Source organism: Pyxidicoccus trucidator, assembly GCF_010894435.1.
In the GTDB taxonomy this organism is placed as follows: Bacteria; Myxococcota; Myxococcia; order Myxococcales; family Myxococcaceae; genus Myxococcus; species Myxococcus trucidator.
The window spans coordinates 111,854-127,063 of the sequence record NZ_JAAIXZ010000018.1 but is presented as its reverse complement, the minus strand read 5'-3'; the positions used below and the strand labels follow the sequence as shown (position 1 = coordinate 127,063).

The window sequence follows — 15,210 nt, the reverse complement described above, 5'->3', positions numbered from 1 at the left end:
CGGGCGGCATCGAGGTGACGCTCATCAAGGACGGCCAGCCGGTGATGAAGCAGCCGGGCGTGGGCTTCGGGGACCAGGCCTCCTTTGGCCTCACGCCGAAGATCTACGTGGGCCTGGTGCGCAACGTGACGAAGAGCGACACGCTGACCACCGCCGTCATGAGCCAGAAGTTCACCGAGATCGACCTGACGGGCCTGAGCGCGCTCACCTTCGCCCTCAAGGGTGACCGGGAGAAGGGCTACTACTTCACCGTCCTCGCGCGCCAGCCCTGACACGTTCCAGCACCCAGAGACTTCACCCAACCACTGTTTCACAAAGGAGAAAACCCATGGCCAATGACATCAAGGTGACGTACCAGAACCTCTCGGACAACAAGGACGGCAGCGTCCTGGTGTTCCTCAAGAATCGCCGCGCCGACCTCACCGCCCTGCCGCCCACCGCGTGGCAGGTCATCGACCGGGTGGGCTTCAACGGCTACCACAACTTCACCTATACGGTGGACACGCAGGTGGCGGTGTCGTGGGACGGCGGCGCCAGCGGCGTGCTGCCCATGAGCGTCAACGAGGGCAGCATCTACGCCCTCGGCCAGATCGAGCAGGACTACGAGCTGATGCAGACGGGGCTGAGCACCGAGTCCAACGAGATTGATGTCGCCAACAACATCCACACGGCGGGCGGCATCGAGGTGACGCTCATCAAGGACGGCCAGCCGGTGATGAAGCAGCCGGGCGTGGGCTTCGGGGACCAGGCCTCCTTTGGCCTCACGCCGAAGATCTACGTGGGCCTGGTGCGCAACGTGGTGCGGAGCGAGACGCTGACCTCCGCCGTCATGAGCCAGAAGTTCACGGAGATCGACCTGACGGGCCTGAGCGCGCTCACCTTCGCCCTCAAGGGTGACCGGGAGAAGGGCTACTACTTCACCGTCCTCGATCGCCATACCTGAGCCGGCAGCCCGCGGGCTGCGGTGGAGGGGCCGTGCCGGCGCCAGGCGAGCGCGTGCGGCACGGCCCCTTCGTGCTTCCTCCCTTCCCACTTCATGCAGTGCATCGAGGTCGAGACATGCCTTCTCCCGAGAACGTGCCCTCCAAGACGCCCGCGCTTCCCGGCGCTGACCCGGCCGCCCAGTCGGTTCCCCAGGGGCTGCCCGTTCGCGCCAGGTCGGGCAGCGTGCTGTTGCCGGACCCGGAGTTCCGGCTCTCCTTCACCTGGCAGTGCTCCGAAGACGGACGGGAGGTGAGCGGCTCGGTGATGTCCGTGACGAGCCGCGAGACGCGGCCCTTCAAGCTCGGCTCCAGCCACCCCCGCGAGCGGCTCGAGCTCCCGGTGCTGGGGGCCACCGTGGAGGTCTGGCTCTGGTTCTCCCAGCCCCATGAGCTTCAGCTTCACGCGGAGGCCCAGCCCACCAAGACCTCGTCCAGGAAGCGGGACCCTTCCTGGATTGCCGTGTGGCTGGTGGGCGGGGAGCAGCCCTGTCCTCCCATCGATCCCATCGTGCCGGACGAGTCGCTGGAGGCCTTCTCCTATCTCCTGACACGCCCCCTGGTGCCCCCGTGCTGTGCCAGTCGCCGCGAGCGCTTCATCTTCCGGAATGACCCGGCGTTGCCGCCGCCTCCTCCTCAGCCCCTGCCCGCTCCGGAAAAGGTGGCCGGGCCGGAAGCGTCAGCAGCGCCGACTGCCGCCAGGCCGGAAGCGCCCGCGACGCCGACTGCCGCCGTGCCGGACGCGCCCGCAGCGCCCACTGCCGCCGTGCCGGACGCGCCTGCGGCGCCGACTGCCGCCAAGCCGGAAGCGCCAGCAGCGCCGACTGCCGCCGTGCCGGCAGCGCCAGTAGCGCCCACTTCCACCGTGCCGGAAGCGCCAGCAGCGCCGATTGCCGCCGTGCCGGCAGCGCCCACTGCCACAGTGCCGGCGGCGCCGACTGCCGCCGTGCCGGCGGCGCCCACTGCCACAGTGCCGGAAACGCCAGCGGCGCCGACTGCCGCGAGGCCGGAAGCGCCAGCGGCGCCCACTGCTGCCAGGCAGGAGCAGCAGGTGGCGCCGCTCATCCGGCTGTATTACTCGCTCTTCTGCCTGGAGGGCCCCCAGGAACTCGATGCCCTCACCCGCCAGGCAGAGCAGGCCCTGGGGATGCCGCTGTTGGCGTACCTGTCCTCGCCCGATACCCAGAAGCTCTCCGAGGACACCTGGACGCAGACGCAGGAGCTCGCCGCCTCCTCCTCGAGTCCCTCCGCGCGCGCGGACTCGCTCATCCTCGTCCTGCGGATGCTCGCCTTCCTCATCCGCCTCCAGCTCGGGGATGCGGCCCTGCGCGGGGAGCCAGGCCGCAGGCAGGCGCTGGAGGCCATCGTGGTCCTCCCGCCCGTGGAGCAGAGGGAGGCCGGTGCCACGGCGTCCGAGCCTGTCGTCCCCGCCGGGCAGGGCTGGACGCGCCTGCTCGGGCCAGGAATGCTGCGGAGCATCCGCCAGCAGCTCAAGGGCTACGAGCCGGGGGAGATTGCCTTCACGCTCAACGTCATGCCGCGCGAGAAACGCGTCTTCTCCGAGCGCCTGCGCATGCGCGCGGAGCAAGGGAGCCTGGAGGGCCACCGCCGGACGAGCTCGAACCAGCAGGGGACGGACACCACCACGGGCTCGGACATGAGCAAGGAGCTGGAGAACCTCGTCGGCTCGCTGAAGCTCGCTCGCGACTTCACCCAGCTGCAGCAGACCGTCGAGCCCAACGGCCTGGGCCTCACCGTCAACGGGAAATGGACGGGCACGGATGACTCCACGCTGAATCGCACCCAGGACGGCAGTCACGAGGCCAAGCGGACCGTCGACCTGGCGGCGAACCAGCTGCAGAAGCGCGTCATCCACGAGCGCGAGCACCGCCTCCACGAGGAGTACGAGAAGGCCTCGCGCGCCATCCACGACAACCTGGACGGCGACCGCCGGCAGGTCGGCATCTACCGCTGGCTCAAGAAGCTCTACACCATGTCCGTCAAGGATCGCGGGGCGCGCCTCGTCATCGAGTTCCTCGTGCCGAGCCCCGCCGAGGCACTGCCATTCGTCCTGGGGGCCGGCGAGGACGTCCCGGAGCCGCCCGTCAGCCTCAACAGGCTCGTCCCCCCCATCTCCTCCTACCGGGACGTGAACGCGACGAACTACCAGGAGCTCGCCGCCTACTACCGGGCCCGCCGCGTCGTGGCCCCTCCGGAGCAGCCCGAGGGCCCCCCCAGCGGCGACTACAAGGCCTGGCAGATTCGCACGTACGATGCGCTCCTCGCCGGCTACCGCAAGCTGTACGAGGTCTGGCGCGCGCAGTACTGGCAGTGGCTGCGGGAATCCCCGATGAGCCCGCGCGAGTTGGAGCGGGCCGCCCTGAAGCGGCAATGCCTGGAGGTGCTGCGGGCGCTCGACCCGAACCCCCCCGAGCAGCAGCCGTCCGCGCTGCGCTACTTCGACACGGCCTTCGAGTGGGCGGAGATGAGCTACCGCTTCTATTCGTGGGACGTGGGCAGCAAGCCCGCGGCACAACCCTTCCACTGGGTGGGAGCCGCGAAGCTCAAGCCGTGCCCGGACCCCCTCTTCCAGAGCTTCCTCCAGGCCAGCTCGGCGCGCGTCCTCGTCCCGGTGGCGCCGGAGTACTGGCGGACCCTCGCCTTCCTCTTCCAGCTCGGGCACATGCCCGCCTGGTCTCAGGGCGCGGTCCCCCTGCCCGAGCCGCTCGTGCCGCTGGCCCAGGTGCTCCTGGACGTGTGCGGCTGCGAGCGCAAGGAAGCACCGGAGACGTGGACCGTCGCGGTGCCCACCTCACTCCTCTATCTGTCCGAGGGAAGTCAGCTTCCCGGATGCAAGTAGGGGTCGAGGCCATGCGACCTCCATTCCTGTCGCTCATGCCTGTTGAAGTCCCCGTGGGCTCGGTGCTCCCCTACGCAGGGCCCATCAACGCGTGTACCCGCACTGCCCTGGCGGCGCAGGGCTGGCTCTTCTGTGACGGCGCGCAGGTCAGCGCCGTCACGTATCCCACGCTCTACGCCCTCATCGGCCCCCTGTACGGCACCCCCGTGACGGAGGGAGACCCCCCCGCCATCCAGTTCTACCTGCCGGACTATCGCGGGGCCTTCCTGCGCGGCGTCAACCAGGACGCGCAGCGTGAACCCAACGGAAAGGGAATGAGAGACCCCGGCGCCGACACCCGCCTCTCGGCCCGCTACGGCTCGGACGGGAAGGGAGAGGGCAACCAGGGCAACTCCGTCGGCTCGCAGCAGCTCGACGCCTTCCAGAACCACGAGCACAACTATACGCAGCCACAGCAGACGACCGAGGTCCCGGGCGACCAGGCTCCCCCCGTCAACCTCGGCCTTTCCACGCTGACAGCGGCCAGCGAAGGGGTGGTCGCCGCGAAGGGAGCGGACGCCCCCCGCTTCGAAGCCGAGACACGGCCTCTCAACGTGTATGTCAACTTCATCATCAAGGCCCAGTCCCGCGTCCTGGAGCCCAATTCCGCCGCGGCCGCGGGATGCAAGAACCTGAAGGATTGCTGGGGCGCCGCCGGCTCCGAGACGTGCAAGGGGGGAGGCGGCACCCCGGGCTGAGTCGCCCCCGCGCGGCCCGCCGCCCGTGCCTGACACGGCGATAGCGGACGAAATCACGCCGCGCCCGCAAGACCGTCTTCCAGACACCACTGAAAGGGAGGACGCAATGCCAGTGCAGCTCGACTCAATCTCGTTCTACTGGGGGGCCAATCCGCAGACCAGCGCGCTGCGGATCCGCAGGGACTTCGCGACGGCGATCGCCGTGCCGGAATGGACTCGCGGCGGCGGCAACGAGCCGTCGGCGTATGCGATTGCCCAGGTCCTGGCCGGGGGCAACGTTCCGCAGATCCAGGTGGCCCTCTCCGGTGCCGAGGCGGGGGAGATTGTCACCATCGCGGCGGCGGGCAATGGAACGCCCCTGGGTGACATCGCCGCGCAGGAGGTGACGTTCGACGAGAACGGTGCGGCCGTCGTGCAGATGCCGCTCGCCAACTGCACGATTGGGGCGCAGACGGTCGGTATCGTCAACACGACCTGGACGTGGACCGCGACCGAGGGAGCCGGCCAACCGTATCCGCTCGGCCAGTCCATCCACCGCTCGTTTCTCACGCTGGATACGCCGAGCCCGCCGTGGACGCAGAACGGCGGCACCCAGGACCCGTGGGTGACGGCGCTCGAGGCCGCATGCGCGTATGCCCAGGGCGCTGGCGCCGCGACCGCCGCGGCGGGAGGAATCACCACGGGCATCAACGGCTCGGGAGCGCAATACAACCCTGCCCCCACCTTGTTCATCAACAACGCCGGAACGGTGAACGTGTACCTCACCACCTTCCTCACTTGGCGGGCGGGCGGCGCCGCCTACCCGCTGACGCTCAACTGCTTCGACTGCGGTGCCCTCGTCATGCTGCTGTCGAACCTCCTGGGCGCGACCTTCTGGTCCGGCAAGTTCGTGAACGCGATCCTGGGGAATGCCCTGGTGACCCTGCCCATCAACGGCATGGGCACGGCGGGCTGGAACATCTGGAACTGGCGCTTCCACGAAGTCTGCTGGGTGCAGTTCGCGACCAACAGCCAGATCTTTGACGCGGCCTGTCGGGTCAACCAGGGGGCTCCGGTGCTGCCGAGCAACATGCAGTTCGACATGAACTACCGTCCGCAGCTCACGAATGTGAACGTCCAGACCAGCGGCGTCGCACAGCGGTACCCGGTGCAGTGAGGGAGGCAAGGAGAGACGCCATGTCCACGACACAATCGCAGTCCACCAACAATGACGACCTCACCTCGACGCCGCCCTTGACGGGAGGCCTGCTGCTGTACGGCATGCAGGCGGCCTTCGAGTCGCCTGGCGACGACTGGAAGCTCGTAGAGCGGCTCGATGCGAAGCCGCTCGTCACGCCGCGCCCCTCGCGGGCCACCTGGCAGAACACGCGGTCTCCGTCCCGGGCGCTGTTCGTGCAGGTCGACGAGTACAACAGCGCCGCCGCCGCCACCGCGGGCCTGGCGAGCCAGCTCGAGCAGTACCAGCTGCCCTCGCTGAAGCGCAGCGAGACGGTTGGCGAAGTCTGTTACTACGGCTCCAGGGAGTTCGCGCCCGTCATCTACTTCCTCCGTGCGAACATCGTGGTGACTGTGACGAGCTTCGGCGCGTCCTCCGCCGACGTGGATGCCGCCGCATCGCGCCTCGATGCGTTCCTGAACCTGTATCCACAGAAATACGACAAGGCGCCGCTGTGTACGGACGTGCAGCAGCTGACCGCCCCAGGCGTCTTCCTTGTCGACTACGAGCCGCAGCAGCCGTCCGCGTCTCAGTACTTCAAGTTCTTCACGGGCGGCGCGGTGCCGGAGCGGAAGAGCGTCAACCTCTACGTCACGTTGCCGAAGGATGTGGCGGCCACGCGCCTGCAGCTGTTCCTCTTCGATGCCGTCTCGGGCCGCGTGCAGGGAACCGACCCGCTCGAGCTCCCGCCAGCCGCCTAGTGGCAGGGCACGGGGATTCTGAAGGGCTCAGGCGGCCGCGGTGACAGCCGCCTGGGCCTGGGAGTGACACCCCGGGCTCTCCGGCCACCGCGGTGGTCGGGGGCTCGCTCATGCGCTTGTGACGCGCTGCCTGAGCCCGGGAGTCCTGCCTGTCGCCTGGAGTCCCCTCCAGTCCTGGAGGTGGACGTCCGGTCCCTCCCAGCAGGCAGCTTTGATGCGCCTTGCTGGAGGGCTGCCCCCCGCACGCCAACACGCGGTTGCATGCCAGCGACTTGCTGCGCCTGGAGCGGCTGTGCCGCTACGGGGGGCGGCGCGCTGGCGTTGGCGCGTTTTCACGAGCGGAGGACGGCCGCATCGCCTGGCGGCTGACGCGCCCGCTGCCCGACGGCACCACGCACCTCTGCTTCACCCGCCTGGAGCTCCTACGGCGCCTGGCGCCGCGGGTGCCTCCGCGCCGGGTGCACCTCACCCGGTTTCATGGCGTCTTCGCGCCCGGCGCGACATCGCGGCCATTTCCGCGAGTCACGTGAGAGGCCGGGCGGAAGCGCTCTCACTCGTGAGACATGCTGATGGGCTGTCGCGGTACAGCGGGCGTCGCCGCGGTTGGAACCCCGCGGCGACGACTTCAGGAGGCCCCAGCCCGCGCTTTGCGAAGGCCGCGTTTCGCACGCCGCGCTTCCGGCTTCAGGTCGCCCAGCACGTCACGCAGGGCTCGGTACGCGAGCTGGATGCGCTTGCGGACGTTGCAGTTCGTCAGCCCCAGCCGCTGGGCGATGTCGTCGTAGGACATCTCGTGCAGGAAGCGCATGGCGAAGGGCTCGCGCAGCGTCACCGGCAGCGACTGGACGTGCTCCCAGAGGCGGGACTCCAGCTCGTCGCGCAGCAGGAGCGTCTCCGGCGAGAGGATGGGCGACTCGAGGCTGCCGAGGCGGTCCGTCTGCTCGTCCTCTTCTTCGTTGGAGTCATCGAGAAAGCGCCGGCGGCCACGGTGCGCGTCCACGCAGACGTTGCGCAGCACCGCGCCCAGCCACGCCTTCGCGTTGGTGACCGGGAGTCCCTGCCGGTGCACCGACTCGCACGCGCGAAGCATGGCCGTGCTGAACACGTCGTCCGCGTCCGCTCGGTTGCCCTTCATCAGACAGAGGCTCTGGCCGTAGAGATACTCGCTATGGCATTGCCAGACGTTCCAGAACGTTTCACGTGAGATTGACATCGCGGCCTACGGGTCCCAGCGCGAGTCCGGTCAGCAGGTCCGGGGCTGATCGAAAGCGAGGAAACCTTGAGGATGTGAGTTGCCGTACGGATGGCACTTCAACGCTTGACCCGAAACGAAAAGGGTCATGGGGCCGCGTGATGAATATTGATCCGAGGGCTGACATTCGGCTGTCGCGAGCTTGCGATGCGCGCGCGTGTCACAGCCCGCCTTCTCGCGCGTCACCAGCCGACGTGAAGACCGCCAACCTCGCCATCCTCCTCACGCGCGTCGTGCATGACACGACGCATGACCGCCCTCGCACGTTTGACGAAGAGCGACGGCTGCGCGACGCGCATGCGTGGTGTGTGGTGCCGGCGTGTCGCGCCCGAGGAGGTCGGGTGTACACCGCACGCGGAGGCGCGTTCCTGGTCACCTTCCCGTCGCCTACCGACGCCGTCCTGTGCGCACTGGAGGTGCAGGCACTTCGCGAGCGTGACGGTGCGCACGTGGCCCGACCCGTGCGGTTCGTGCTGCGGCAGGTGGTGAGCACCGGCGAGGTGTGGCTGGAGCCAGACGACGTCTGTGGTGCGCCGGTGGACCTGGCGGGCCGGCTGCAGGAGGCCCTCAGCGGTGGCGGCGTGTTCCTCACCGAGTCCACCTGGCTGGTGATGGACAAGGCGCGCCTGCCCGCCGAGCGCCTGGGTGCCCTCGCCCGCGAGGACTTCCCCGAAGGTGTGCGTGTGTTCCGTGCGCGGCCCCTCATGCCCGGTGAAGGTGCGTCTCGGAGCGGCATCGGCTGGCACGGCGAGGCGCGCCGCCGGACGGCGCAGGCGGCCCTGGTGCTGCGCGGACTCATGCGGCGGGTGCGCGACCTGACGTGGAAGCAGGCGGGGCGGGTGGCGCTCGTGCTGGGGCTGCTGGCGGCTCCGCTGGGGGCGGTGCTCGCGTGGCGCTGGCCCTCGAGGGCGGAGGTCGCGCTCGAGGCGCTGGCGCGCGCGCCCGAGGCGGAGCGGGACGCGAAGGCGCGTGAGGTGGAGGCGCTGCTCGGCCAGGAGCAGGACGTGGGCGTTCGCGCCTTCCTCCAGGGGCGCCTGCGCGAGCTGCTGGGGGAGCCGCGTCTGGCCGTGGAGGACTATCGCGTCGGCGCGGAGGCGGGACACCGCGAGGCGATAGCGCGGCTGGTGGCGCTGTTGGGCCATGCGGAGTGCCCGGTGCGGGCCGCGGCGGCGCGGACGCTCGGCGGACTCTCCGTGGAAGAAGCCCGCGAGCCGCTGCGGGAGCTGGCCGAGCGCGGACCCGACGGCGGAAGTGACAGGTGCGGCTCGCGCCGGGCCGCGGCGCAGGCGCTGCGCAAGCTGGAGGGGGCTCCTCGGTGAAGCCGCGACCCTGCCGCGGCGCACGCTGGCGGCCCACCGTGGGGACGTGTCAGTGCGGCAGGAACGGGGCCATCCGGACCAGGTACACCGGGTTGCCCTCCAGCTGGTCCGGAAGGTCCTCCGTGTCCGCGTCCTCGGTGACGAAGAGCACGAGGCAGGGCGCGTCGGCCCCTCCGTGTTCGCGTGCGTTGCCCTGTGCAAGCCCGGTGACACCGGTCCTTCGCAGCAGCATCTGGGCGTGCCGCTGGATGACGTCCCGCATGTCATTGTCTTCCATCGAGGTTCTCCTTCCGCCTCACGGGCGCGCTCACCGCTGGCCGGGTGCGCTCCGGGCCTGGCGCGTCACGGCGAGACGGCGCAGCGTCAGCGGTTGTGAAGCGCGAGGGAGCCAGAAACACCGCGAGCCAGAGCGCCCACGAGAGTGGGCACGCTGGCTCGGGTTCACCTCGGACACGGGAGCGGTGCGCTCCCGTGAGGGTTGTCGTCGTGACTCAGGCGGCGAGGGTGGCCTCGTCCACGCCGGCCTCGGCCATCAGCGTCGCGAGCGCGGCCTTGAGCTTGTCCTTGGCGCGAATCTCCAGCTGGCGGGCGCGCTCGCGGGAGAAGCCGAAGTGCTCGCCCAGCTCGCTGAGGGTCATCTCCGCGTCGCCCATGACGCGCTGCTCGATGATGAAGCGCTCGCGCGGGTCCAGGCGGCGCAGGGCGCGCTGCACCAGCTCGCGGGTGAGGTCCGCCTGCTGCTTGTCGGCGACCTCGTCCACCGCGGAGGCGGACTCGGACTCGACAAAGTCCAGGTGCGTGGCGTCGCCGTCCTCGCCCATGGGGGCGTCGAGGGACAAATCACGGCCGCCCATGCGCTGCTCCATCTCGCGCACCTCGGAGGCCTTCACGTTCAGCTTCTTGGCAATCTCCTCGGCGTTGACGATGTGGCCGCCCTCGCCGGCGCCCAGCTTCTCCAGCTCGCGGCGGGTGCGGGCCAGGCTGAAGAACAGCCGGCGCTGCGCCTGCGTCGTGCCGAGCTTCACCAGGCTCCAGTTCTTGAGGATGCAGTTCTGGATGTACGCGCGAATCCACCACACCGCGTAGGAGATGAGGCGGATGCCCTTGTCCGGGTCGAACTTCTGCACGGCCTTCATCAGGCCGATGTTCGCCTCCTGGATGAGGTCGGACATCTTCAGGCCGTAGGAGCGGTACTCGTAGGCCACCTTCACCACGAAGCGCAGGTTGGCCGTGACGAGGTGGTGGCCCGCGGCCAGGTCGCCCGCGCGAAAGCGGCGGGACAGCTCCTGCTCCTGCGGCTGCGTGAGCAGCGGGTAGCGGTTGATCTCCGAGAGGTAGGTGGAGAGCGAGTCGGGGGAGGCGGAGAAGGAGTTGGAGGTCTGCATGGTGTCTCTCGGGGCAAAGAGATCGAAACTTGGGGGACCGCTCGACTGCGGACGGGACTGGCCTATCGCAATGCGTGTGCCACGGCCGATCAGCGGCGTTTCCAAGTGGATACGGGGGTTTGCACAAACGCTCCGGGGTGCTTAGGGGCGGTAGTTGGTAACTTTTACAGGGGCCGGTTCCGAACCTCTTTCCGACCGTTCACCGGCCAACGCCCGCCAGCCCCCGGCAGCCCCGTGGACGGCGAGCAGGCGGACAAGCCCTCGGAGGACGGGTGTGCTCCTTCTTACCTGCCGCGTCATCTCCACCTTCGGAGCATGGTGGATGTCTTCCAGCTCTTCGCTGTCTCCGCCGTGGTGATGGGGGTGTCGCAGACCATCGCCAGGGAGCGCATCTTCGCCCCCCTGCGTGAGCGGCTGGGCGGGAAGGACGCCTGGTTCGGCTACCTGGTGTCGTGCCCGTACTGCGTCTCGCACTACGCCGCGTTCGTCCTGGTGCCACTGACGGGCACGTACGCCATCGACGTGGTGGTGGGGGGCTGGCCGGGGTGGGTGCTGAGCTGGTTCCTGTCCTCCCTGCTCATCACCGTCATCTCCGCCTTCTTCCGGGTGATGTTCTGGTTCGTGGACGAGACGCAGGGGCTCGCGCGCCGACGCCAGCGGACGGAGGAGGAGGAGACCGCCACGAAGCGCCTGATGCGCAAGCGGGTGGAGCAGAAGGTCTCCGCGCCGGAGCGGAGCGAGCCTCCGTCTCCGGGCTCACACTGACTCGGGAGCCCCGACGGGACGGAGGGTGGCGTCACGGGTTCGGACCCGGGGCCTGAACAGGTGTCCGCGTCGCAGTCGCGGAGGTGGGCTTCGACGTGGCGGTTCCGTGGGTTCAGTTCCCCTTGGCCTGAACAAGGTCGAGCGTCGCGCGCAGCACCCGCTGCTGTCTGGGCGTGTTCAGGCCTTCCGGTGCGCGCTCCAGCTCGTGGAGCGTGTCCTTCAGCAGTTGCTCCGCCTTCGCGCGCTCGCCACGCGCGAGGAGAATCCGTGCGTGGGTCGCGACGACCATGCTCCGCCCGAAGCCCCAGGCAATCGCCAGGGCGCGGTCGCTGGCCCCCAGTGCCCGGTCGAGCTGGCCGGACATGAGGTACAGCAGGGCGAGCCGCGCGGGCGGGTTGTAGTCGGCGGGCAGCTCACGCTCGCTCTGCTCCAGCGCGGGGATGGCCCGTCCGGGCTCCTCCAGGAGCAGGGCGACCCTCAGTCGGTGGTTGTCGAGCGCGGAGCGCTCCTCGGCGCTGCGCGCGTTCCTGGCGTCCGCTTCCAGGAAGGCGAGCCACTCCTCCGCGACTCTTCGCGTCCCCGCCTCGTCATCCGCCGCCTGCCGTACTTCCAAGGTGGCCTCGTAGAGGGAGGAGCGCAGGGCGGGAAGCAGCGCCTCCGCCGGGGACTGGATGCCACGGATGGCCTCCTCCTCCATCGTCGTGCGCAGCGCCACCGCCTCCTCCGTCTCCAGGTCCAGGGCACAGCCGATGCCGATGTACAGCAGCCGCGCGCGGTCATCCACGCGAGGCAGGGACGACAGCTCCCGGGCCGTCAGCCGCATACACTCAGCCGAGGCACCCGACGCGTTGAGGGACTTGAGCAGGGACACCACCGTGCCGGCGCGGAGCGGGTCCTCCCGGGACATCCTCGCGAGGGCCTCTTGATAGGAGGTGATGGCCTCCCCGTGTGAGCCCGCGTGTGCGAGCGCATCCGCGCGGGCGAGGCCCACTGGACGCTCCCGGCGGTCCTGCTGGAAGGCGCGCTCGGCCCCGTCGAGGAACCCGAGGAGCTGCGGGACGGACACGGCGCCCAGCGAGCGCGCGAGCACGGTCTCCCTGTCCGCGTCGAGGACGAGCACCGTCGGCCAGGTGTCCACGGGGAAGCGCCGCAGGAAGGCCTCGTTGCCGGGCTTGTCCGTGTCGATGGCCAGCCAGACGAAGCGGTCGGCACGTGGATGGAGGGCCGGGTCGGTCAGCACCGTCGCGCGCATGGAGCGGCAGGACTGGCACCAGGGCGCCCAGGCCTCGACGAACAAGGGCAGGTGCCGCGCGCGCGCCAGGCGGAGCGCGGCTCCATAGTCGTCCTCGATGAAGGCGAGCCCGGCCTCCTCGTGGGTGGGACGCTTCGTGGCGGTGCTGCCCGTCGTACAGCCCCAGATGGCCAGCAGGAGCCAGGCCGCGTGTCGCAATGGCATGTCCACTCCGTGAGGATTCCGCGATGCGGCACCTCAGACATCCCACGGCGCGAGAGGTTCCCTTCATCCGCAAGAGGGCGCCTCCTCCGCCGTGACGCCCATTCCCATCCAGGGCGGCCTGCTCGGGTGCGAGGCGTCCGGAATCACGGGGCCAAGGTGCTGAGGCGCTGAGACTGGCGGTGCGCTGGAGTGGACGGGAAGACGTTCGTTTCCTGCCCCCTATCTCGCCACGGGTTGATTCATCGGGCGCAGAAGGCCTGCCCGGTCCAGCAGCTCCTGGACGCGTGCGGCGAGGGCGACGTGCTCCGGGTTGGAAGCGGTGAAGCGCTCGGGGGTGAGGAGGATGAGGGTGCCTTTGTCCTCCACGGGTTCGATGCGGACGGGGGCGGGGAGTGGAGGCACGGTGCCGCGCTGGCGCGAGAAGTACATCACCCAGCCGGTGAAGGTGCCGACCGGGGGGCGCTGCCACGTGGTGTCCCGGTGGAGGTCGGACGTGGCAATTCCACATTCAGGATCCCAGGCCAGGGCCATGGCCCGCACCACCTCGGTCAGCACGGGAGCGGTGAGGACACGTTCCGCGACAGCTCCCCTGCTGGGGGAATTGAGCACGCAAGCCGGCCTCGACCAAGGGTCCCCTGAGCCGCAAGCGCCATTGACGGCTGATGTTTCCTTCGGGTGGTCACCCGCCCATAGCCAATACTGAAAACCATCATGACCGATTCGGTTTTCTTTCTTCTGGAAGCGTTTCACGAAAGCCGCCGCATCTACCTGGACCTGACGCTTGCGGGCTTTCTCGAAGGAACTTCCTGTCTCGTGCCAGCGGTTCCAGGTTGGCTCCAACGGTCCGATTCGCTGAAAGAAGTCCTCTGCCCGCTGGGCGCATGATTCAACGGGCTCGTAGCGGGCTGGCCAGTAACAGGCTGAGTAGTAGGTCTCGGTCATTCTTCGTAGGGTCAGGGAGCAAGGTGGTTGATTTCGACGTTATCGAGGTTGTTTTTGTCGAACAGCTTGCGCAATGCATCCGCGAATTTTTTCTCTGCGACGATCCAACGGACCCGCCTTCCCTGAGCGGCTCTATACTGACGATTTGCCTGCTGGATGAATTTGTCCGCGCCCCGGAAGAACCACTGGGGATCCAGTTCTCCATTGAAGAACTTCGCCAGATTGGGCCCTTTGACCTCCAGCAGAGCGACGTCCTTCGGATCGAAGCCATCGAAGTCCGCTTCCTCACCACCGCCCTTCACCCGGTAAGCCCAGCCCCTGGGCACTCCGGTTGCCCTCTCCTGGAAGGCACGTGAGCTCTCGGACATCGACTCGTTCACCTGGACCCATTCTCCGGGACCACCGGACGGCAGGACCTTCACCCCGGCGCTCCCGCCACCTGACCCCATGGCCGTCATGGCGACGGCATGGGGTGCGAGGGCAATGACGAGCTGCCCTTCCACCACGGCCACGGACGTCACCTCCGCCGCGGCCTCCAGCCTCAACCCCACCTGCCTTGCCGCCAGCGCCGACGCCTCCGAGAAGCGTGGCAATTGGGGCAGCCGCGCCGCCAGCCGCGAAGCGCTCCCTGCGATGCCCCTGCTCACCAGCATCGTCGCTACCAGCACGAAGACGCGGGCGCCCTCCACTCCCATCACCGCGCCGAAGCGCGTACCGGCCGCATTCAGCTCCTGGAACGTGGTGGCCCTGTCGCTGGCCTCCTTCAGCGCGCTGCAGGCCCGCACCATCTCCAGGAAGGAGTCGACGCCCAGGTAGGCCACCATGACCACCGCAAGCACCGCCGCCGCCTTGGTGAAGACGGGCTCCGGGTTCGCCGCCAGTACCGCCCAGGAGACCAGGGCGGACACCACCACCGTCTTGAAGAGCGTGGGGCTGAAGGTGTCCTCCAGCGCGTCGGCGATGCTCTCGTGCATGGGGTCCAGCGACAGGCCCAGGGCCATCGCCAGCTTGTCCATGGGCGAGAGTCCCAGGCCGTCCTCCAGCAGCGAGAGGCAGTCTCCCGGGGCCTCGAAGGCGTGGCACCAGCGTCCGTAGTCCTTGCGCAGGGCCAGTTGCCACGCCCTGTCCGCGGCGGCCCAGGTGCCCGAGGACGTGGCACGCACCAGTGCACCGGCTTGAGGCGCGCGGATGGACAGCGGCACTTCCAGCACCAGCTGCGTCAGTGCCTCCTCGAACGCGGCCGCGTCCACCGGGACGGATTGGTCCGAGGAGGGTGGGGTGTATTCGAGCGGGTGGCCCTGGCCTGTCTCCAACCGCACCACGCGCGGCGTCGCACAGCTTGTCAGGAGCAACACCAGCCACAGCGACACGGCCTTACGAAAGGTCATCCATGCTCCCCGGTTCTGGCGCCCCCTCACCGCCGGGTGTTCCGACAGACGCTACCAGGAGCGCACTCCGCCTCCGGAGACAGCACACAGGGACGGGCACCGGTATGCCATGGCGCGACCTGCTCGGAGACGCCTGGAATCGCATGCCCGGGGCATCAAGGACCCGCTCCAGGAGCGCGCCCGTGGCTTCACCCGTGGGCGCGCAACTT

General features: G+C 68.9%; 15 protein-coding genes. 9 read left to right on the top strand and 6 right to left on the bottom strand.

Annotated elements, in window-relative coordinates; translation table 11 throughout:
* The 7 genes from G4D85_RS37585 to G4D85_RS37555 form a co-directional block, all read left to right on the top strand.
* Positions 1-272: hypothetical protein (locus tag G4D85_RS37585; RefSeq protein ID WP_205525877.1), on the top strand; the 272-nt coding region annotated here is incomplete at its 5' end.
* Positions 273-328: 56 nt separating this feature from the next.
* Positions 329-943 carry a hypothetical protein gene (locus G4D85_RS37580; RefSeq protein ID WP_164018932.1) on the top strand — a complete coding sequence of 205 codons (615 nt, stop codon included), beginning with the start codon at positions 329-331 and terminating at the stop codon, positions 941-943.
* Between the two features lie 116 nt (positions 944-1,059).
* Positions 1,060-3,840: a hypothetical protein gene (locus G4D85_RS37575; RefSeq protein ID WP_164018931.1), complete on the top strand. Its 2,781-nt coding sequence runs from the start codon at positions 1,060-1,062 to the stop codon at positions 3,838-3,840.
* Between the two features lie 11 nt (positions 3,841-3,851).
* Entirely contained in the window at positions 3,852-4,577 is a 726-nt protein-coding gene (locus G4D85_RS37570; RefSeq protein ID WP_164018930.1) for a phage tail protein, read from the top strand.
* Between the two features lie 106 nt (positions 4,578-4,683).
* Positions 4,684-5,733, top strand: a complete 1,050-nt coding sequence (locus G4D85_RS37565; RefSeq protein ID WP_164018929.1) for a hypothetical protein — start codon at positions 4,684-4,686, stop codon at positions 5,731-5,733.
* Between the two features lie 20 nt (positions 5,734-5,753).
* Positions 5,754-6,494, top strand: a complete 741-nt coding sequence (locus G4D85_RS37560) for a hypothetical protein (RefSeq protein WP_164018928.1) — start codon at positions 5,754-5,756, stop codon at positions 6,492-6,494.
* A gap of 221 nt (positions 6,495-6,715) precedes the next feature.
* Positions 6,716-7,024, top strand: coding sequence for a transposase (locus G4D85_RS37555; protein ID WP_164018927.1), 309 nt, complete (start codon positions 6,716-6,718; stop codon positions 7,022-7,024).
* A 95-nt stretch (positions 7,025-7,119) separates the two neighbouring features.
* Here G4D85_RS37555 and G4D85_RS37550 read toward each other — a convergent pair whose 3' ends face one another.
* Entirely contained in the window at positions 7,120-7,629 is a 510-nt protein-coding gene (locus G4D85_RS37550) for an RNA polymerase sigma factor (protein WP_164018926.1), read from the bottom strand.
* A gap of 458 nt (positions 7,630-8,087) precedes the next feature.
* Here G4D85_RS37550 and G4D85_RS37545 point away from each other — a divergent pair, with 458 nt between their 5' ends.
* Complete coding sequence (locus G4D85_RS37545; protein WP_164018925.1) at positions 8,088-9,065, top strand: hypothetical protein; 978 nt, start codon at positions 8,088-8,090, stop codon at positions 9,063-9,065.
* A 49-nt stretch (positions 9,066-9,114) separates the two neighbouring features.
* On the opposite strand, the gene G4D85_RS37540 is transcribed toward G4D85_RS37545, so the two are convergent.
* The gene (locus tag G4D85_RS37540) at positions 9,115-9,342 is read right to left on the bottom strand and encodes a hypothetical protein (protein WP_164018924.1); all 228 of its coding nucleotides are present in this window, start codon (positions 9,340-9,342) and stop codon (positions 9,115-9,117) included.
* Between the two features lie 214 nt (positions 9,343-9,556).
* A complete protein-coding gene (locus tag G4D85_RS37535) occupies positions 9,557-10,450 on the bottom strand; it encodes an RNA polymerase factor sigma-32 (RefSeq protein WP_164018923.1) in 894 nt (297 codons plus the stop codon).
* 315 nt (positions 10,451-10,765) lie between these two features.
* Between G4D85_RS37535 and G4D85_RS37530 the strand changes: the two genes are divergently transcribed.
* Complete coding sequence (locus G4D85_RS37530; RefSeq protein WP_164018922.1) at positions 10,766-11,215, top strand: hypothetical protein; 450 nt, start codon at positions 10,766-10,768, stop codon at positions 11,213-11,215.
* 112 nt (positions 11,216-11,327) lie between these two features.
* Here G4D85_RS37530 and G4D85_RS37525 read toward each other — a convergent pair whose 3' ends face one another.
* The 3 genes from G4D85_RS37525 to sitA5 all read right to left on the bottom strand — a co-directional run bounded on the left by G4D85_RS37525 (position 11,328) and on the right by sitA5 (position 15,001).
* Positions 11,328-12,671 (bottom strand): thioredoxin family protein, encoded by a 1,344-nt coding sequence (locus G4D85_RS37525; RefSeq protein WP_164018921.1) that lies wholly within the window; start codon positions 12,669-12,671, stop codon positions 11,328-11,330.
* Between the two features lie 219 nt (positions 12,672-12,890).
* Entirely contained in the window at positions 12,891-13,613 is a 723-nt protein-coding gene (locus G4D85_RS37520) for an immunity 52 family protein (RefSeq protein WP_164018920.1), read from the bottom strand.
* Positions 13,614-13,624: 11 nt separating this feature from the next.
* A complete protein-coding gene (gene sitA5 / locus G4D85_RS37515) occupies positions 13,625-15,001 on the bottom strand; it encodes a SitA5 family polymorphic toxin (RefSeq protein ID WP_164018919.1) in 1,377 nt (458 codons plus the stop codon).
* Positions 15,002-15,210 lie beyond the last annotated feature (209 nt).